The following is a 19983-nucleotide window of genomic DNA, read 5'->3' on the forward strand; positions in this document are numbered from 1 at the left end:
GTGCTTGTTAATTCAGATTGTTATTCAAGGCTTTTATAAAAACCAAAGACTCTCCTTACCAAAGTCAGGCAGTTTGTCGTGTTGGAAATAGGGGTAAATCTCGGCCACCATTTCAGGGTACTTGATGGTAACCGGCAAACTCTGCTGGTTGGTGCTTTTCCAATACATGCGGCTGAACTGATAAACCTGGTCTATTAGCTGCTCTACCAAGTTCATATCATCTAACATGCCTTCCACTGTTGAGGATAAAGCAATCTTCACCGGAAAGTGATATTCCTTTTGTGCAGGCTTTGAGGTTGCATCGTATCGGGTATTGTTGAATAGCAGGTATTCGGATTTGCCCACTTTTACAATTGTTCCGCTGTAAGGCATTAAGTTCTCCGCATCGCTCACATCAAAGCCTAACAACTCTTTGCTTTCTGTTTTATTGATTGTAACTACAATAACAGGAATGTTCAAGCCTAATGTGTGTAAAGTCCGCAGGATGGGTTCTAATTCCTTTTTCCCTATGTCTTTATAGAAGTGAATAACCAACCTTGAAGCTGTATAATTGACGGCTATAAACTTTGCTACCGCTTCCCTGATGGAACCTGCAAGGCTAATGGTATCATCTCCTTTAAAGCAATCAAAGCCTTTGAAAATTCCCTCGTTATTGAAACAGAAAGCCGAACCTACAAACCTTGATTTTCGGGTAACAGAATAGAATGCACCCACACCCACAATAAGCTCATTGTTGGTTGGTCTGTTCAGCCTCCAGGGTACACCACCCAATTTTGCCAGCATGGCAATTTCTATGTGTGGAAGGAATGTATTGAAGAAAGAATTAGGCTTACCGTTTTTGTACAGGTGTTCGCTTTTGATTACTTGTGAAAGCACACCTTCATACAAAAGGATTTCTTTGATCTTATAGTAGATGTTCTTTTTGCCATCGTCCTTCTCTAATTTAGGCACTGGGTTTACAAAGAGTGCCATGTATTGCGTATCAGGTTGCCAATCTGCGTTCTTTACAGCATTGCGAACACTGGCTACTGCATTTTCAACGGTATCAAATTCTACATTCTTTGAAATGTCTAACTCAAAAGGAACTTTGATGTAGTCCTGCATTTTGGGGAAAGGGAAACGGTCGTCTTTCCAACCACTATGTAAATACCTGTACAGTTCAGTTACCGCAGTAGGTTTGTCTGCCTTTTGATAAATGAAAAAGAATTTGAAGTTGCTGGGCTTCTGCGGCAATTGGTAAGGACCTTTTGACTTAAAATCTTTCTTGGGTTCTTTCCCTGTTCTACCTCCGGCATACAACAAATCGTTGGAGCTTGAATTGATAACACGGTGCTGCTCTGCCTTTGGCCGATAAAAGCCTTCCTCGGTTATAGGAATGATTTTGCGAAATGCCGGTGTGTTGAGATACTTGCTGTAAAAATCTTGTAGAATATCCAAGTATTTTGGATAGCGGTTTTTTAAGTCCGGTACATCAAAGGCAATTTCTAAATGCGGTTTGAGTTCGTTGCTTAAAATAGGGTAACAATTCTGTGGTTGATTGATTACCTCCTGTGGTCTGAACTTCCATTTATAGATAACACCATTGCAAACTATCCAATTGTACAGGTTGGTATTGAAGTTGTAAATCTCGGAAACCGGCTTTGCAAATACTTTAGTTGTACCATCGTAAGAAAGTACCAACTCGGGTGTATCTGTTACCCTGCCATATTGAACTTTGAGTGTAAACTGGTTATACACTTTGTATTTGGAGGTACTCTTTTCAGGACTGTGAAACCATACTTCTGTTTCACTGGTGAAGTCCTGATGCATGATGTCTGCAATTCCTTCAAAGTGCTTTCGTATCAGGTAGCGGTAGTAATGATTGGCAAAACGGGTGCTAACCGATAAATCAATGTCCAAAAGGATTGCTTCTTCTCTGGGTGGCTGAAAATCGGTGTATAGCTTTTCTAATTCCAGCAATTCCAATGCAGAAAACTTATCATCAAGAAGCCCTTGCAAATCACCCTTAAACACCGGATAAAAGCCAGGCTGCTTCTGCCTGTAGAATGCAAAAGTTTGATTACCTGCCGGAGGATTGAAAGGAATGATATTTAAGAGTAAATCTTGCTGCATTTATTTCTTTTTCTTTTTTGGTTTATCGGTTATCTTTTTTACTTCTTTTTCAAAATCACTTTCAAAATTTCTATCCTGAATTATTCTGAATTTTTCATATTCTTTCTCTGCCAATTTCATGGCTACTTCATGGCTCACTTTACCTGCATCTTTTAAAATCTGGTATTCATTGAATTGAAGGAATGCATCCAAACGGGTAACCCAATCTGCCATTTTCATCGGGATCTGTCTTTCGGCTTGCAGTTCAGCAAAATCGAGGTACATTGTAACGATACGTTCCAGTTCTTTGATTTCCTTTTCCTGCAGGTAATTTTTGGCTGTTCCAATATCTGTTTTCAGGATTTTACCTTTGGGGGCATTCTTCCAGGTGGTTAAGCCCATATTGGGCTGAGAAGCATCGGCTCGGTCTGCAATCAGTTCTGCTGCTGTTTTGCCAGTAATGGCCCAATGCAACTTGTTCTGAACCGTTTTAAAGAATTTTTGGGTTATTTCTGCATCCTTGTTATAGTCGATACTACACTGTTCGTAGATGTCGGTTATTTTGAGGTAGAAACGCCTTTCACTTGCCCGAATCTCCCGGATGCGTTCCAAAAGTTCGTCAAAGTAGTCCTTGCCAAAGCGTTTTCCTTGTTTAAGCCTTTCATCGTCCAATACAAAACCCTTGATAATGAACTCTCTAAGGGTTTTAGTAGCCCAAATGCGGAACTGAGTGGCTTGATGGCTGTTTACCCTATAGCCAACGGCTATTATGGCATCCAGATTGTAAAACTCCACATTCCTCTTTACCATCCGGGTGCCTTCCTGCTGAACTGTTTCCAAAATGGAAATAGTTGCCTTTTCGTCCAGTTCGCCCGTTTCGTAAATATTACTGAGGTGTTTGTTGATAGCAGGAACTTCCACACCAAACAATTCCGCCATCCGCTTTTGAGTGAGCCAAAAGGTTTCGTCATTAAAAATCACCTCAATTTTCACATCACCTGTGGGGGTGTTGTAAAATATGATGTCGCTATGTTGTGGTGTATCACTCATTTTCAATTTATTATTTTTTAAACGCTTACTTATTGGCATTGAACTTCATAAAATCTCTCTGCATTATCTGGAACATGGTTCCGGCAAAGAAATCCCTGAACTCCTTGTTATCATTATACTCCTTAAACACTTCAAAATTGGTTTCTATGTGGTCTATTAGCTTTCGCTTTAGCACATCTTCAAATGTAATCCTGGCATTTTGGGTGTCTGAGTGCTGGAAAGCATTAACAAACTCACTATCATTAGCTACATCTTGCATTAAATCTTCTGTCATTTTCTTCACCTTATCTTCATTGGTAAAGGCAGTACCAAATCTGTCGTTAAATGCTTTTACGATGTTTGACAAATACTCCATTTCAGGCTCAGCAACTCCACCTCTCATCTCAGTGGGGATAGGTTTTAATTCATCACCCTGCTCAAGTGCGATATTGGTGGTGGCCTCTAATTGGTATCGAAGGTTCTCCATGTCTATGTTATCCAAAATACCTTGTGCTAAATCTTCCTCCCTCTGACGGCCTAACTTATTCTGTAAATGATTTAAGAAGAGGTATAGCCTTTCCAGATATGGATTGATAAAAGGAACTATTTGAGCAAGGAAAACATACAGACGTACATAGGTTTTGCATTTGGCACGGAAATCTTCTTGCTGTTCTTCGTTCAGGTGGCTTCTGAAAACTTCGGCAGCAGCATCCAAAATGCTGTGTAACTGATCAACCGGAACATTGGTAATTAGGCGTTGTGAAAACTCCTGCACCTGCTCGGGTGTGTAAACCTGAAAAGCATCTAATGCGGATTGCAGGTCGAATAGTTTATTTGGGTCTGTTGCCTCACCCAAAATCGTTGTTTCGTAGAATGGGTCGAAAGACTTTTTGATGTCTTCTGCCTTGTTTGCAAAGTCTAATACGAATGTGTCTGTTTTACCAGCCGTTGTTCTGTTCAGCCTTGAAAGGGTTTGAACAGCATTTACACCGCCCAATTTTTTATCAACATACATAGTATGTAAAAGTGGCTGGTCGAACCCTGTTTGGTATTTGTTGGCTACAATCAGAAAGCGATACTCTGACTTCTTAAACTCATCTGGTATTGCTGAACTTGAAAAGCCATTCAATGAGGCTTCGGTTTGCCCGTCAATTTCACCTGAAAAGGCAACAATGGCTTTGAAAGGATTTCCAGTGTCAGCAAGGTATCTGTCAAATGCTTTTTTATACTTAACTGCATTTTTACGGCTGCTGGTAACCAGCATCGCTTTTGCCAAACCATTTATTTTTTTACGCTTAATCACCGAATCCATGAAGTGTTCAATCATGATGGCAGTTTTCTTCTCAATAGCCAGGTCATGACTTTCCACATAGATGCGTAGTTTCTTTTGTGCCTTTACCTTATCGAACAGTGGATCATCTTCAATGCGTTTGTACAACCCATAAAAACTTTGGTAGGTAGTATAATTTTCCAGCACATCACGAATGAAGTTTTCTTCAATGGCTTGCTTCATTGAGTATAAATGAAAAGCCCTGAATTTTTCTTTGCCGTTATCGTTAAACCTTTCACCAAACAATTCCAGTGTTTTGTTCTTAGGAGTAGCGGTAAAGGCGAAGTAGCTTGCATTGGTCAGCATCTTCCTACCTTTTACAATATCTACCACCAAATCTTCGGAAGTAAGTTCATCATACTGGTCTTTATCCACAAAAATGTATTCATCCCCATCCACCTGCACTTTTTCAAAATCTTTGGCAAGGGTTTCATTGAGCTTACCGGCAGTATTACCGCTTTGGCTACTATGTGCTTCATCAATGATGATAGCAAACTTGTTGCCCGGCAACTCTCCAATTTCATTAACGATGTAGGGAAACTTCTGAATGGTTGTAATAATAATCTTCTTACCTTCTTCCAAAGCAGTTTTTAGCTGCTTACTACCTTCAGTAATAGCTTCTACTACCCCTTTTACCTGCTCAAATTGTTTGATGTTATTCCGTATCTGTGCATCTAGTACTTTACGGTCGGTGACTACAATGACCGTATCAAATACAGTGTTGGTATTTGAGTTATCAAATAAACCTACTAACTGGTGAGCCAGCCAGCTGATTGAGTTACTCTTACCAGAACCTGCGGAATGTTGAATAAGGTATCTGCGGCCTGCACCGTTTAGTTTTGCATTTTGCAACAGACTGTTTACTGCAAATAATTGGTGATAACGAGGGAATATGAGTTTCTTGACTTTCTCCTTTTTGATTTTACCATCAGGTAATATCTTCTCTACTTCCTCTTCAAACAACTGCACATAATTCTGAATGATATTGGTAAGGCTGTCTTTGGTCAATATTTCCTTCCACAGGTAGTCAGTTTTAATGCCCGATGAATTGGGGGGATTTCCTGCTCCATTATTGTGTCCTTTATTGAAGGGAAGAAAATATGTACTGCCATTCTTTAAGTGAGTGGTCATCCAAACCTGCTCTGTATCTACGGCAAAGTGCACCATGCATCTTCCGAGGCGAAACAGTTCTTCTTTGCTATCTCTGCTTGTTTTGTATTGTTTGATAGCATCTTTTACATTCTGTTTGGTAAGCTCATTTTTTAATTCAAAAGTGATGATGGGTAAGCCATTGATGAAAACAACCATATCGAGGCTATTTTCATTTTGTGTGCTGTAATGCACCTGTCGGGTTACAGAGAATATATTCTTGTTGTAGAGTTCAGTGTCTTGCTGATTGAGGTTCGAAACGGGTTTATCATAAAAGAATTTCAGTTTTACATTATTGTCAGTAATTCCTTTACGCAAAACTTCAATAATGCCCAACAGCTTGATCTGACTGTTGAGGCGGTACAATATTTTACTACGGTAATTACCGCCATGAATGGTCTGCAATTTAAGTACTGCCTTTTCCTGTGTTGCTTCTAAAAAACTGAAAAGCAATTCTTCATCTACACACTCAACACGATTGTATTGGGTGTTTTGGCGAAGCTGATATGAGTTACCGGCAATCGTATCGCAGAGATACGCTGCAATAAGTGCTTCTAATCCTTTTTCTGATGTATCTGTTTTCATTACTTAAAAGTCATATTTTGTTTTACGCATCTCAAAGGCAATAACACCGCCTTCCATAATGTCCTTTACTTGCAATTTGATTTCATCCTTATCAATTGAACCACTGCCAATAATTTCCCCTGCGGACTTATCAGAATTATGGTCAAATGTTAGGATTAATTCTGCATCACCATTCACTGCAATATTTGCATTATGACTACTGAAAATGAGCTGTCTCTTGTGCTTGGCCGAAACAATATTCTCAGTTATCTGATGAATAACTTTATTATCAAGATCATCTTCAGGTTGGTCAATTATTAAAGGACCAAATTCCTGATTCAACAATATTGTGAGGATTGAACCAGCTTGTTGACCATAAGAGGCATCTTCAAACGGTATTTTATTTGAAGGGTCTTTACAGTAAAGAAGTTTTAAATCATAAGTGGGAAGTTCCAATGCAAAGTCAATTATGGCTGACGTATTCAGGCTTTCATTAATTCTTTCAAAATCAGTTTCAAGAAGTGAGGCATTTTGCAAGCCATACTCTGAAATTATGTTTTCGATTTTAAGCTTTTCAGTTTGAGCCTTGTATATCGAGAACCAAAACTTCAACAGTTCCTTATATGTATTTTCACCCTTTAAGAGTGTCTGGAAAAACGATTGTGTTCTTGCGGGCTGGCCTTTACTTCCTGTAACTTTAGCTAAGAAACCTTTGACAATATGTTCTATATTATCTAACGGTGTTAACTCAATTTCAAGAGAACCTTCGCTCTTACCGCATATCTCAGCTACTGCACTATTAATTAAAGTGTGTAGACTTATATTTAGTTGATGCCTCTGGTAAAACAGCTTCTGCAAATTCCTTCTAACACCCTTTTCAGATTCCAAAGTTTCAAGTATCCTGTTCCTATCCTCAATCAAAACAGCCAAACGCTTTCTGAGTTCTTCAAGCTCTTTTATTATCTGCTCAAACTTTGTCTGTCTGCCTTTTGCTTCAACATACTCAGCATCATGTAAACCATGCAAATCAGTTAATACCTTCTTATCAGCAACTAAAACTGAAGAACTTGCCTTGTTTCGTGCATCATCTAATGCGGCTTTTATATTTTTAACTATCTCATCATGGCTGGCAGCATACTTTTTTATCTCTTCGGTATTCTTAACATTTTCAGAATCAAATTGTAAACCGTTGAAATTTCCGTTTGTCAGTATATTACCTATCTGATTAAATAATGCTGCAATCTGAGCTTCAGAAGATTTTATTATCAATTTTTCGTTTGCAACAAGACTATTGTTTTTGATTATAGTCTGGTCGCCTGAGGGAACTTCAGATAATTGCTCATTCAAGGATTTAATTTGTTCCTCAATTGATTCTATTTGTGTCTTTAAATCTTCTGATGATTTTAGATTTGAAAGATAGGTTTCATAAGAAGCGGCTACTTCCTTAATCCTGTTGCCATTTTCATTGATCTGTCTTTTGATTGATTCAACACCACTATTTACTGCATTTTCAATGATCCTGGTAAGCTGTGCCGTTTTATCTTTCTCATGCTTACTAAGTTCCTTTTGTGCAAATGAATCTGCCCGTATAATTGAAACAATATTTTGGCTATTGGTTGGCTGCCAATCGTCATTGCCAATTTTTATTTCGTAAGAATTAATTGACCGCCTGATGATATGGGTGGTACCAGTTTTAATAATTGTAACCTCAACAGTACCCGTGCCAAGTGTATTACTAATAAACGTTTCAAGGTCAGTTTTCTTCTCTTCATTACTGTCTTTACCCAAAGCCCAAGAAATATATTGGAGTAAGGAAGATTTTCCTGTTCCTCTACCTCCAATGCATACATTAAACTGAGGGTTAAATTTAATTTCTAAGTCTTTCAAAAAGCTGCTGCCCAATATTCTCACCTCGCTAATTCTTGTAGATGGCAACTTTGGTTCATCTTGTAAAATTCTGGACTTTTTTGCCAGGCAGGCTTGCCGTAACCCTTCAGCAGTAGGTGTGGACCATTTGACCCAAGTAGCAGAAATGCCTAAATGCTCAAATGTATCCGTTCTGTTGTCCGATGTTTGAAAAAAGCCGATTGATCTATTACCATAAGCCGAAACCCTGCCCTCAATTACATTATTCCAACCCGTATTATTTTTATGCGATTCATACAATCCTCTATCTAAATAACCGCCCACAAATAAACCTTTAGCATACTCATTGTGAAATCCATTTCTTATAATAGTACTTGTTCCGCCATCTTTAATGTTTGGGAAAATAATAAATCTTCCTTTCAATTCCTTTACACCATTAAGAGCATCATAAACATCATTGATGCTCTTAAACGCAAGCCTGTTGGTTGGGCCTGTCTTTGCTTCTGATTTACTTGTATAATCTGAAATACCAAGTGCTGTATAGATTTTTATTCTCGTCTCATCATCTATTACTAAATCAGCGTCAAAAATTAAAAGAGCCTGACAGGGAACATCAAGCGTCAATTCCATTCCCGGGAAGACAACTATACGTTCATGCTCTGATATTGGATGGCCATGTATGTCTTTCTCATTATTGCTCGCATCATTGATGTAATTGTAAAAACACAAATCGTGGTGATCTGTAATTGCTACTGCATCAATTCTTTTATCACGGCAAGCCTTAATAAACCGCTCTGAATAAGCAATTCTATCGGCATCAGAAACATAATCCTGGCCAGAGAACTGAAGGTCTCTCGGGGTGTGAACCTGAAAGTCACATTTAAAATATCTTGCTCCTTTGTCCATTTAAACTATTTTTCTTTTTCCCATCACCGCTTCGGCTATCATCGCTTCTTTATGTTCTCTGATTAATTCAATTTCTCGTTCAGCTTTGGTAATTGCTTTATCAATAATTTCTGTTTCATTCTTAATATGCAGAACAATTTTCAGTTGCTCATCAATTGGTGGAATGACTAAGAATATTTTTCTAAAGTCGCCTTTGCCTATATTCGGCTGTCCAGTCTCTCTAACATGATAATATATTTGTTTTTGAATGAATGGAGAACTTAGCTGGAGATATAAAAAGTCCTTGTCAAGTTCAGCAGAATTTAAAGGAATAAAATTACCTACACGGTAATTCTGCAATAGAACCTCTTCGTTTATGTCAGCTCTGATAATTTTACCTATTGTACCTCCTGTAAGTGCCATCAAAATATCACCTTCATCAATAATAATGTCCCTAAACTCCTCCAAACGAGAACTATCTATTGTATTTGCCTTTGATAAATCCAAGTAACCAGATGGATTAAGCTGCGTGATTTTCACAACCTTTAAGCCATCATCAGTAAAGTCATAGTCTCTAAACTGATAGCCGTGTCTCAAATAAACATACTTATTAAATTTCTCAACTTTATAATGTGCAGGGAACTTATCAGCAAATGGTATCTCTGATTGCTTAAACATTATGGAATCATCTAAGCCGCCAGTTATTATCTGATAAATCAAAGAATACTTTTGCTCTCGCAACAACTCAATAAATCTTTTTTTCTTTTCAATAAAGCGGTTTACCTTTTCCTCTTGTGTTTTGATGTATTGTACAATTACATCCTGCTCGGTCTTTGGCGGTACAATTGAAAATATGCTGAAAAATTTATCGGAGTATAAACGTAGGCGGCTATCAATAATACCTGTACTGTGTCTGCGGAACTCCGCTTTGAATAATGCAGTAGTAAACAAGTAGCCAAAATATTCCGGATTATTATCTCCCTTAATACGATACACACAATAGGCAGGGCTTGTAATTCCGCTGTATAGTGAAATGCCCATACTCCCATTCCAAGCCAGCATAATGTTTACTACCAGATCACCCGGTTCTACCAGCTTATAGCCTACAAGGCTTTCTGCATTGGTTAAATGTTCGTCCTCACTTTCCAGGCTTTCCCTCTTGAGAGTAACTCCAGTATAATGAGAAACAGAAAGCAGTTCTTCACTACCTGTTTCGCTTCGGCTATCTACCTCCTGAAACAGATTTTTAATGCGAAGCACCTGCCAGTGTGATGGGAACTCACCCAGCCATGCTATTTTATTATTGTCTACTGCCGTTGCTGTCATATCTTCTAAATTGTATCAACCGGGTCTGCCGGTCTACGGTGTTGTGGATTAAAATTGGCATCAAAACAAGCCATTGATGTATTAGGCAGACTGTTTACAATGACCCTTAAAACATCTGTTACACCAGTAAAGGCATCAAACCAGATTGAAAAGAAACCATTCTTTTCAATCATTGGCGGTATAGCTGCTAAATAGGCTGCCCTTTGCTGTGGCGTTGTTAATGTATTCCATAATGCTCTTTGGGTGTTTGCAACTTGATATGCAGTATACCTGTTTAGCCATCTTACATCCGTCATTTTTCTTTGGCGAACTGGCGTTTGCTCAATGCGGTTCAACTCGGTATATGTAATTGTATTAATTGCTTTGGTTCTCTGATTTGGATTTAAAATCGGATTGAACACAGGAATACATGCATATTTGCCGTTCTTCTTATGCTTTCTAATTGTGTAAGAAAAAATCATGTGCGTATTATTTGCGTTTGGCAAATAATGTGTTGCTGCTGTAGCAACTCTTGCAGACTTAGCCAAATTACACGGACCACAAGCCAGAAATAAGTTATTCCATGCAAGAGGGGGAACTATTCCTAAAGATTGAGCTACTAAATGCTCTACCTCAAACCTACTTTGTAACCTGTCATTGCAAAAAACACAATGTTGACCGTATGCATCAGCCAGGTCTTCACGCCATTCCTGATAATTGGCAAATGTTTTATTTACACCATTTACCTGAGGTATTGGGCTATTCTCTATCGGTCTCATTAAATGATGTTTTTAGCTATTCTGTGAGTTTTTAAATAAGCCCGCAATCCAGTATCAGTGATTGAGTTCTCAAGTTGCTCCAATTGGATTTTATAGGCATCCTTATTATTGCTTTTTTCGGCTTCACTTAAAAGATGGAAGTAGTCAACACTTTGCTTTTCTTCTTCCTTTTTATCTGTGCCATAAGATGCTTCTACATTCATTACTTCCTCAGAAATTACCTCTATTGGATAATCCTTCGGATTTATAGTGGTGTGAACATCAAGATTAATCAATTCATCTGCATTTATACTTTGCACTATAAATGGCGAATGAGTTGTTACCACAAACTGCATATTCGGGAAAGCAGCTTTCAAATCTTTGATAACATGCCGCTGCCATGTGGGATGCAAGTGCATGTCTAATTCATCAATCAATACTACGCCAGGGCTTTTCACAACTGCATCATAACCCAACTTTCCATTCAACATGATGCAGCGGTAAGCAATTTCTGCCACCATGTTCAACATAGCCTTCATACCATCGCTGAGCATCGAGGCAATCTTTCTTTCAACCGGCTGCCCGTCATTAAAATCTACCAACACTTCAAACTCATCATACTTTGAGTTGTATTCAATTTCTTTTATATAGGGTATGGCGGTTGTAATGGCATCATACATTGCTTGTATTGTGCCCTCAAATTCTACCTCATCTTTTACCTTCTTTTCGTAACTGTATAACCATTCATACACACCTGTAAAATCAACACTATCTCCAAGTGCAGTGTAATATCCTTTCTCCAGCCGAGACATTCTACGCCACTTTTTATCAACCCTTCTTACCTGTGCATTGGTTCGATTAATATAGAAGTTAGCTAATACAGGGTAAAGCACATTCTTTTTGCTTGCATGATTATCGAACAAATAATTTGCATACTGAATAATATCAGCAGAGTGCTCCTTTTTATGTGTGGTAGCATTACTAGGGAGATAGTGTCTTTCCCAGCGGAACGGCACAGGTATTTCATCAACTACATCTTTTGGATACCATTTTGCAGCTACTATTAAAGACGGATTCTCCTTATTAGGCAGATAGTCTTTTCTTTCAGGATAATATTTTTTAAACCGTTCTCCTTTCTTAAACTGCCTTCTGTAAATATAGTTTGCAGGTAGTGTAGGCATTGACTGTAAAAAAGCACCTAAACCCACTTGCAATGCATTGAGCAAGGTTGATTTACCAAGACCATTATTTCCTATGGCCACAGTAAATCTTTCCTTGAACTCAAAAGACTTTTCTTCAAAGCCCTTAAAGTTTTTTATGTGTATGTGTGTTATCTGCATCTTATTCGATTATTTCTTTTAATAGCCCCTCTGTTTCTTCTTCAATAGCCAGAATATCTTTTGCAATTTCCGCTAATGTCCTTGGGGGCTGGTGTTTATAGAAGTATTTAGCAAAATTGATTTCATAACCCACCTTGATATCCTTTTCATCCCACCATGCATCAGGAGCAAAAGGCAATACTTCTCTTTCAAAAAACTCCTGAATATCTTCTTTCAAAGGAATGTTCTCTGTGTCCTTCAATTTGCTATCTGCCTTTGGTTTCCCTTTACTTGCATAAATAATATTACCGTTTTCATCTCTTTCCGGACGGTTCACAGTAATTTGTGTGTAGCCAAAATCCTCGTTATCGAAAATTTTACTGTATTCATTCTCCTCAAAGTCGAGGTACATTTTTTCAATTACCGGTATATGACTTTCTGAAAACTCAACCCTCTTTTTGCCCAAAGGTTTCCGCATCTTAGTGTAGAACTTTTCAGATGTAGCATTAATCAGCTGAACCTTTCCTATACGGTGTTTTGCCTTTCTATTGGTGATAACGAAAATGTAAGTGGGAATACCCGTATTGTAGAACATATCATTAGGCAATGCAATGATGGCTTCCAACAAATCATTTGAAATGATATGCTTTCTGATTTCGCTTTCACCTTGACCTGCATCACCAGTAAATAAGGCTGAACCATTGTGAACTGAAGCAATACGACTGCCGAGTTCGGTATCCTTCATTTTACTGAGCATGTGTAATACAAACATCAACTGACCATCATTAACCCGACTGGTTACAGCTTCATTCTTATAGGTGCCATTCAGTATAAAACGCTTATCAATGATCTTTCCTTTTTCGCCTACTCCAAGGGCTTTCTTGTCGGGAGCCCACGTTTTGCCATAAGGCGGGTTAGTGAGCATGAAATCGAACTTCAAATCAGAAGGAAAACCGTAAGCACTCAATGTACTGCCATAGGCAATTTTGTTTGGGTCTTCACCTTTAATCAGCATATCGCTTTTACAGGTAGCGTATATGAATGGCGTACTTTCCTGCCCGTATAAATGAACTGTTGCATTGCTTTTAATTGGACCTTCCGGATTCAACATGAAGTTCTTTGCGATTGTGAGCATACCACCAGAACCAACGCAAGGGTCGTAAAGCAAATATGTACCTTGTTTGATTTGATCTTTTACGGGAACAAAAACAAGATGCGTCATTAAATCGATGATTTCCCTTGGTGTAAAGTGCTCTCCTGCTTCTTCGTTATTTTCTTCATTAAAACGCCTTACTAAATCTTCATAAACATAACCCATAGCTAATGGTGGTAGCTTATCTGGATGTAGTTCAACTTTGGGAGAACAAAACTTTTCGATTAAAGAGAATAGAATTTGAGCTTCTTCGAGTGTTTCTATTTCATTTCTAAACTTAAACTTATTGATAATGTCTTGTACATTATCTGAAAAGCCATTGAGGTAGTTTTCAAAATTAGAACGCAAGTTTTTTGGATCTTGCATTAGTTTCTTCAATGTGAATGGCGAGGTGTTATAAAAGGCCAGTCCTGAACCATGCTTACTGTTCGTTAACAATGAATCAAGATTTTGCAGCTTGTCCTTATACTCCGAAAATGTTTTAAGAACCTGGTCTTTCGTAGGCTCTAATAGTAAGTCTAATCTGCGAATAACAATCATTGGCAGAATAACATCTTTGTATTTACCCTTCTGATAGGTATTAACTAAAACATCATCAGCAACCGTCCAGAGAAAGTTGATAATTGGTTGAAGTGATTGTGTATTTAAAGCCATGAGTTATTTATTTCTTTTGTTTCTTTTATTAGATTTCAATGTTTCTTGAGCAGCATCCATAGCCTTTAGTGCTACATCTTCATCCTTGACCACTTCATACAACTGATCGGCCAACCAAAGCACCAGCAACTCGTTTGAATCAGCTTTCAGAATGTCAGCCAAAACTTGTATCTGCTCCCTCTTAATTAATCTGCTCCCTTTTTCAATTTTACTCAGTTGTGCCGTATCCATTTCCAGCAATGGTGCTACCTGCCGCAAATACAAGTTTTGCTTTTCTCTGAGCTCCCTTACCCTCTCACCAAATTGACTTTTCATTGTTTTATTATTGACTTGTCAAATATTGGCAAATATAAGAAATCAAAAACAAGATTTTACTAAAAAGAATAGCAGGGTTGCAAACCTTGCAAAGTCTGCAAACAAAGCAAAAACCCCATCGGGTATGCCGTATGGGGAGCTATGCCAGGGAAAAGATGCTGGTTAAATTTTGCGGTAGTGGCCGGCTTTCAGTTTTTCCAAAGCCTTGCCAGTGGCATTGTGGAGAATATCGTCCACGGTACGGGGTGAAAGCTGAAACTGTTTGCCGATTTCAACGGCCTGCTGGCGGGTAAACTCTGCCGGCAAAGTCTCAAAGAATTTGCGTTTGCTGTCGCCTGTTTTAAACTGGGTGGCTTCGCTCTGCTTGGGCAGATTGTTGAACATGAGGATGCTGTGGTGGAGGTAGATTTCTGCCAAACGCAGGGCGGTATTAAAATCTTCATCGGTACACACTATCAGGGTGGCTGCCTCACCGTTCTCAAATTTGCGGAGAGAAGTAAAAATCATGGCCATGCGGTACAGGATCAAGCCCAGGCGTTTTACAATACTGGCAGCTTCCTCGGCTGTGAACATGGTTACCTCGTTCAGCCATCCCTCACAGTGATGGTTTAGCTGCTGCCATTGCTCTGTTGTTAGTTCGATAATGGTTTCTTCCCGTTGCAGGAACTGGACCATATTGAACACCCTGCCTGAAAGGACTTTGAAATGCTCGGTTAGGTTAATGTTATTGGCATTAGGCGAAACATCTTTCCAACGCTGCTCCACCTTGAAGGCATAGAATAGGAAACGGCTGAACAAACCATCTTCGGAAGAGGCTATCAAACCCGTTACCTGATTGGGTGTACCCGATAGGGCAATGGACAAGCTGGGGGCATTTACTTCGGTAAATTCATTGTTGCCTTTACGGGAACTGGAAAGCCTCTCATGGTGAAACGATTTGCGAAGCATATCGGAATAGGAACCCCATTCCTGTTTGAATACATTGCCCAGGGTATCAGCTTCGGTTTCGCAAATGATGCCTGTTCCCTCGTTCTGCTCCAAGTGCCAAAGGATTTTTGCATAGCTGGTATTGGCAGGAATGTACACCACTTTAAAAGTGGGTTTGGTGGGTGGCTCTTCTGTGGAAGTGTCGCCTTTTTTCTTGCTGCTGATACGCTGCTTGTGTTCTGACAATTCCTGATTGTACAGCATCTCTGCCTCACGGCTTGCCTTTAGTACAAAGCTGTGGTAATCATCTGCCAGCATTTTGGCGAATTTCAAAGCACCCTTGCCACTGGCAGCCGGTGCAATGGCAAAAGAAAATACATTGGGGAATACTTCATTTCCTGCATACACTCCCTTTACACCGGGCAAACATCCGCTGAGAATAGCCAATGCACCTGTCAGGAAAACATCTCTTTCCCTTTCATCTGTAAAAGCCATTGCACCATGCTGCAAAAGGTCAGGAATTTGCAAATAGAGTTCTTCGGGAATGGTGGGTGTTGCCTTCAGGTAGTCTTCCTGTGGGGGCTGCTGTTCTGTACTTTGCAGCTTTGCAGTGTTTGCAAACTTTGCAAACTCGGGTTTATGGTGGGTGTAGGCGCTCTTTATCGCTTCGAGAATTTCTCTTTCAGGTAGGTCAAAATGCTGTGTACATAAAAGTTCAACATCGGACTGCGATAAACCAGCTCGGTTGCAATTAGAAGCAAGCCGATAAATATAATTGTTCCTGTTTCCATCGGTGTATTGTGATTTTTGATTAGTGAATTGAATTTGTTGGTTGAAGATGAAAGCGGTATTCAGATCCTCTTCGGGTTCGCTTTGTTGCAGTGGTGAAATCGTCTCTGTCGTTTCCCTTACCGGCTCCTGCATTTTGGTTTCAGGTAGCTGCACTTTGAATTTCTCGTTACGGATATTCTTGTACAGTCCGGGATGGTAACTCATGAAGCAAAGGCGTGTAATGTCTTTGCAGCTTGGGTCGGCCTTTAATCCTGTGGCTTCTTCGTAAAACTGCTGCACCTGCAAATAGGCTGTGTCATGGTGCTCAATGTCTGTATTCACTTCAATGAATACTTTGAGGCCGTTGCCGCTGGGGCTGATGAAGCATAAGAATGTGTAGGGAATTTCGGCAATGACTTTGAAGGCTGTATCTAACTGCTCCGGTGTCAGCTTATCAAAATCAAGATGCACAAAGCCGCTGTACATTTCCAGGAAAGGCATTTGCCTTTTCTCGGTGAATACTGCGGATGGAGTGAAAGCCAACAATTGCTTTTTCTTACTGGCGGCTTCCTCCGCTTTACCCTGTTCCAGCAATGCCCTGATTTCTTCAACCTCGGCTTTGTATTTGCCGTTGGCTATATCATTGCCAATAAGAAGCAATGATCTCTTTTCAACCGGAACGGTAAAGTTTCTGAATATGGTACTTGATGCCATTGTTCTGTTCTTTCAGTTAATAAAAAATTCTTACTTCTTGCGTTTGTTGCGGATAACATAGTCGGCTGCCATCTGATCAATTTCATCGGCTGCTGATTTTCGGTTACGCTGTAACCAGTTATCCAATTCCTCCCGTTTGAAGTAGAGTTTCTTACCCTGAGGACAGAAATGGGGGATGTGCTTTGTACTGGTGAGTTTGTACAAATGCGATGGGCTTACATCCAAATACTTGCAAGCCTCATTAAAGTTCAGTACTGTTTTTTGTAACAGGTTTTGCTCATCCAGCTTGTTAGCGATTTCGGTGAGCTTGTCTAAGATTAAATCTTCGTTTGCCATCTTTTTACTTTTTAAAGTTTGATGGCACAAACCTCTCAAATGCTTGAGGGGCAAAGGTTAAGGGGTTAATCCCTTACTCAGATTACTGAATAATCTTAATGTTTTTTATTGCAGATATTTGAAGATTTTGTCAATGGTTGCCTTTTCCTTCGGTTCAATTCTGTTCTTTGAACCACTGGCAGAAAGGTTGTTTGCTGTAATAGGGGTGTCCTTCTTTGAATAGAAGATTTTTGACTTCTCTATGTTGGCCAGTGAAAGGCTATTGAAGTATGGCATGAACTTATCAATGCAGTAGCGGAAGTGTTTTGTTTCGCAGCCTAATTGAATTTTAACTGCACCCGGCAGGATGCTTTTTGCTGTGAAGGCTTTTATCAATTCATCAGCATTAGCAACATCCTCATTCAGGAACTCTATCTGATAGCACAACTGATTTACAACAGTTTTCAGTTTTTCAATATCATCTTTGAAGCCGAAGCAAATTGTTTCCTGGCTTTCGGTGAATTCCTCGCTTTGCTTGCCGACTGGCACTACCTGCCCAATGTATTCTAATTCTTGGATGCTTGACAATGGCAGTTCCAAATCCAACACATAAAAGTCTTCTAAACTTGTGGTGTGCTGCAAGCTGTTTTCAAATGAATGTTGAACGCTAAAATAAAGCTGTATCAAACTATGCTTTAAGCAATGAAGGGCATAATGTACATGATTGCTTTGCTCATTGGGATCTGTTGTAAAATCCCTTTCAATTAACTCGGCTGCGGTTTGCTTTGCCAATACTTTGATACTGTTGAGCACCTTGTTAATCTGATACTGAATATCAACCAACTCAGTAAGTGATGCAGCTTTCAAAAGGATGGAATTATATACCCTGAGTGTTTCCGCTGTGATTACTAAAAAATAAAAGTTGGTGATGGGGTCTGTGTACTTGGGTAAAACTGTTTTATATGAAAGCGGTTGTATTGTGTCGTTTGTAATTGCACTATCGGCCAGCACTTTCTTTAACTGCGGATAGTCGGCCAGCAATGCGGTCATTTGTGACTGCAATTCTGCAATAGTTTTCGGTGTAGCTGCTTTTGCAGCTTTCACCAATTCAGTGAACCGCCTTGAGTTGGTGGTATCCATTTTCCACGGTTTCAAAGCACCGTGCATTATGCTGTCTAATACTTTTATCTCCATCGCTATAAGTCTAATTTGATTTTATTCGCTGCCTCCTGTTTTTTATGGTCAATCACCTTAGCGTAAATTTCGGTTGTTTTCAGGTGCCTGTGTCCTAAGAGTTTTGAAACAGTGTAAATGTCTGTACCCAATGTAATTTGAAGGGTGGCGTAGGTATGCCTTGCACAGTGAAAGGTGATGTGTTTTGTGATACCTGCTTTCATTACCCATTCACGAAGTTTCAAGTTATGCCAGGCACTGTAATACAAGCCTTCAAATACTTTATCCTCGGGCTTCCTTCTATTGCCTAACAACTGAAAAGCCTGTTCTGAAATGGGCAAGGTTTCTGCTCCCTTTGTTTTCTTCTGCCTGAAACGGATGTAATACCCGGACTGCTCGGAGTGCTGCACTTCTGACCAAACCAGCTTTTCAATATCTGACCAACGCAAACCCGTTAAGGCAGAAAAGATGAAAGCATCTTTCAACACCGGCATTTCACATTCCACTTTAGCGGCTGCCTGTAGTTCTTCCAATGTCAGGAACTCCCTATCTGGATCATCCGCTTTGATGCCTTCCACTTGGTTTGCCGGGTTGGTTTGGATGATGCCTTCTTTTACGGCTTCTTTCAAAGCTGCTGTTACCTTGCTGAAATAGGAAGATTGAGAGTTCTGCGAAAGGCGTTTATTGGTTTTGCTCTTGGCTTCATACTGGAGGTAGTTCTTGAAATCTTCCAGCCAGTTTTTATCAATTTCTTTGAATGATGCTCCGTTCTTGGCAAACTTCTTCAAGTGTTTCAATACGCTATCCCAGTTGCCCCAATTACCCTGGCTGTTTCTCCTTTTCTCTGTGAGGCGTTCAAAGTAGGCAATGAAACTGCCTTTGGCTTTATCGGTATCACGAAAGCCGTATTCCTCATTCTTTATCTGTAACAAACGCTTCGACCTGATGGCTTCTGCCAATACAAGTGTTTTGCAGTTCTCTTCCTTCTGCTCTTTGGTGAGCTTGCCTTTCTCCGGCTCGGGTATCAGGTAGAGTTGCAGGTATTCGTAATCTCTTTTACCATCACTGTAGTAATCAAGATACAGGCTGATTTTATCGCCCTTTTTGCGTTGCCTAAGTGTTACTGTCATGCTTCAGTTAGTTTGAATAATTCATTGATAGCTGCCCGGGGAATACGGGTACTTCTGCCCAGTTTACCTGCTTTGAGTTCGCCTTTCACAATGAGCCTGTAAATGGTCCATCGGCTGGCGTTGATTAACTGGCAGGCTTCTTCAACGGTTAGAAATTCCTTTTGAGCAATGGCAGGGTTGTAAAGTGCTTTCTCGGTTTCTTCCTTGATGGCCACTTCAATTTTTTCGTTCCGCTTCCGCTGCTTGTATGCTCGTTTGGCACAGGTATCTGAGCAAAACTGTGTAACGGTAGTCTTTGCGGTAAAGCGATTACCGCAGTGCTGACAAGTTTTTTGAAGACGAATGTTACTGCTCATTTTGTTGCCTGTTGTTGCTCCATGTTGCAGCTTGTAGCTGTATGTAGCATGTTCTCTCCCGACTGTTGCCTGATTTGTGGGCAACAAATCTGGGCAACAATTAGGCAACAAATATAGGTAAAAAAGTAGAGTTGGGCAACAAAAAAGAGAAGGATAAATCAGCTAAAACCCAACAAAAA

General features: G+C 39.7%; 14 protein-coding genes. All 14 read right to left on the reverse strand.

Annotated elements, in window-relative coordinates; translation table 11 throughout:
• Positions 1 to 33 precede the first annotated feature (33 nt).
• Positions 34 to 2112, reverse strand: a complete 2079-nt coding sequence (locus P767_RS0108605; protein ID WP_026764177.1) for a Piwi domain-containing protein — start codon at positions 2110 to 2112, stop codon at positions 34 to 36.
• On the reverse strand, positions 2113 to 3141 hold the full coding sequence (locus P767_RS0108610; protein ID WP_084799986.1) for a virulence RhuM family protein: 1029 nt from the start codon (positions 3139 to 3141) through the stop codon (positions 2113 to 2115).
• A gap of 25 nt (positions 3142 to 3166) precedes the next feature.
• Entirely contained in the window at positions 3167 to 6184 is a 3018-nt protein-coding gene (locus P767_RS0108615) for a type I restriction endonuclease subunit R (protein WP_026764179.1), read from the reverse strand.
• Between the two features lie 3 nt (positions 6185 to 6187).
• A complete protein-coding gene (locus P767_RS0108620; RefSeq protein WP_026764180.1) occupies positions 6188 to 8935 on the reverse strand; it encodes a TrlF family AAA-like ATPase in 2748 nt (915 codons plus the stop codon).
• Positions 8936 to 10240: a restriction endonuclease subunit S gene (locus P767_RS0108625; protein ID WP_026764181.1), complete on the reverse strand. Its 1305-nt coding sequence runs from the start codon at positions 10238 to 10240 to the stop codon at positions 8936 to 8938.
• A 5-nt stretch (positions 10241 to 10245) separates the two neighbouring features.
• On the reverse strand, positions 10246 to 10998 hold the full coding sequence (locus P767_RS0108630) for an HNH endonuclease (RefSeq protein WP_026764182.1): 753 nt from the start codon (positions 10996 to 10998) through the stop codon (positions 10246 to 10248).
• A complete protein-coding gene (locus P767_RS0108635) occupies positions 10998 to 12317 on the reverse strand; it encodes an AAA family ATPase (protein ID WP_026764183.1) in 1320 nt (439 codons plus the stop codon). Before P767_RS0108635 ends, P767_RS0108630 begins: the two co-directional genes overlap by 1 nt.
• A 1-nt stretch (position 12318) precedes the next feature.
• Positions 12319 to 14103 (reverse strand): type I restriction-modification system subunit M, encoded by a 1785-nt coding sequence (locus P767_RS0108640; protein ID WP_026764184.1) that lies wholly within the window; start codon positions 14101 to 14103, stop codon positions 12319 to 12321.
• Between the two features lie 3 nt (positions 14104 to 14106).
• The gene (locus P767_RS0108645) at positions 14107 to 14418 is read right to left on the reverse strand and encodes a helix-turn-helix domain-containing protein (protein ID WP_026764185.1); all 312 of its coding nucleotides are present in this window, start codon (positions 14416 to 14418) and stop codon (positions 14107 to 14109) included.
• A 162-nt stretch (positions 14419 to 14580) separates the two neighbouring features.
• The gene (locus P767_RS0108655) at positions 14581 to 16830 is read right to left on the reverse strand and encodes a DUF3987 domain-containing protein (RefSeq protein WP_026764186.1); all 2250 of its coding nucleotides are present in this window, start codon (positions 16828 to 16830) and stop codon (positions 14581 to 14583) included.
• A 30-nt stretch (positions 16831 to 16860) separates the two neighbouring features.
• The gene (locus P767_RS0108660) at positions 16861 to 17166 is read right to left on the reverse strand and encodes a helix-turn-helix domain-containing protein (RefSeq protein ID WP_051417250.1); all 306 of its coding nucleotides are present in this window, start codon (positions 17164 to 17166) and stop codon (positions 16861 to 16863) included.
• 105 nt (positions 17167 to 17271) lie between these two features.
• Entirely contained in the window at positions 17272 to 18339 is a 1068-nt protein-coding gene (locus P767_RS0108665) for a DUF6617 family protein (protein ID WP_026764188.1), read from the reverse strand.
• Between the two features lie 2 nt (positions 18340 to 18341).
• Entirely contained in the window at positions 18342 to 19448 is a 1107-nt protein-coding gene (locus P767_RS0108670; protein WP_026764189.1) for a site-specific integrase, read from the reverse strand.
• A complete protein-coding gene (locus tag P767_RS0108675; protein ID WP_026764190.1) occupies positions 19445 to 19804 on the reverse strand; it encodes a helix-turn-helix domain-containing protein in 360 nt (119 codons plus the stop codon). The genes P767_RS0108670 and P767_RS0108675 overlap by 4 nt, the downstream gene beginning before the upstream one ends.
• Positions 19805 to 19983 lie beyond the last annotated feature (179 nt).

It is taken from the genome of Sediminibacterium salmoneum NBRC 103935 (assembly GCF_000511175.1).
Classification (GTDB): domain Bacteria; phylum Bacteroidota; class Bacteroidia; order Chitinophagales; family Chitinophagaceae; genus Sediminibacterium; species Sediminibacterium salmoneum.